Genomic DNA, 1275 nt, shown 5'->3' with positions numbered 1-1275 from the left:
GCTCTACATCAATTAGTGTGGATTAGGTTGAGGATCCTGTACTGAAAGGTCCGGTTGTTCCGGTAGCCGTACCCCCTGCGCTTCAGCGTTTTCACCCGGTTATGCTTGCCCTCGACGACGGCGTTCGTGATCGGGTAGCGCCAGTAGTTCAGCACCTCGGTCCGCCAGCGCCGCAGTGTCCGTGCCGTCCGCTCGAAGGGCGGCAGGCCCGAGGTCGCCGCATCCTCGATCCAGGCGGCGAGCGCTCTGCCGGCGGCGGCAACGGTCGGTGCACGGTAGACGGCGCGGAGCTCCTCCTTGAGCCTCCACGCGGCTGCCAGGCGTGCGTCTGTCTGGAGCGCGCGGGCGAGCTGCTGCTGCTCGACGCGGTGCAAGCGCTCGATCCCACGCTGGAGCAGCCACGCCGTGTTGCCCGGATGTCGGGTCTCACCGTGGACTTCGTGAAGCGCCCGTCCGGCAAGCGCGACCACGTGAAACTTGTCCGCGACGATCGCGGCATCGGGCAACACCAGTTGCACAGCCTGCCGCTCCACCTCCGCGAGGTCGATGCACACCGCCTGCACCGTCGTCCGGTCGGCATGCCGCTCCAGCATCCGCTGAATGTCTGCCTTCCGCTCGCTGGCGATCACCGCAATGGGCGAGCGCGTCTCCAGATCCCACAGACCCGTCCACATCGCGCCCGGTCGCCGCACACAGAAGCCATCGAGGCCGACGAGCACGTGGGGCTGCGGCGCTGCCGCGGGCGAGAGATGGGTCTCCAACCAGCTCCGCTGCACGAGGCCCTCGCTGACGCCGTGCCGCTGCGCGACCGTGCGCACCGTCGTCTCCTCCGCATCGGCGCCGATGGTCGCCCGTAGCCGGCTGGTCGTGCGCCGTCGTCGTCCGCATGCGGGATCGGGCTCGGTGAAGACGTACCGACAATGACGACATTTGAACCGTCGCTTCCAGAGCAGAATCCAGACCTGCTTCCCCCAGAGCTGCGCGTCACGCTTGTACTGCCGGTGCACCTGGTGGACCTGCCATGCCGGCCGGTCGCATCGTGGGCACACGGCCTCCGTCGCGGCGTACTGCGCCACCACCTCGATCGCGTCGTCGTGTTCCACGACACCCCACACTGCCAACCCTGGGAGCCGTAACTGCACCGTGATAGTCTGATCTTGCACCTGGTCTCCTTCCTGTCGCTGACGTGTCTTTCATCAGCTCCACGCTACAGGAACCCCAGGTGCCTTCTGTTCACTCTCCTTCCCTGTATCCACACTTAAGAGCGTAGAACCC

Annotated in this window: 1 protein-coding gene; it reads right to left on the bottom strand. The window is 66.3% G+C overall.

Annotation, left to right across the window (positions count from 1 at the left end; genetic code table 11):
* Window positions 1–8: 8 nt before the first annotated feature.
* On the bottom strand, window positions 9–1163 hold the full coding sequence (locus IVW53_16085; GenBank protein MBF6607081.1) for an ISL3 family transposase: 1155 nt from the start codon (window positions 1161–1163) through the stop codon (window positions 9–11).
* Window positions 1164–1275: the final 112 nt, after the last annotated feature.

The organism is Chloroflexota bacterium, assembly GCA_015478725.1.
Taxonomy (GTDB): Bacteria; Chloroflexota; Limnocylindria; order Limnocylindrales; family CSP1-4; genus C-114.
Note: the sequence above shows the minus strand (reverse complement) of the source record. Positions and strands in the feature narration are given on the sequence as shown.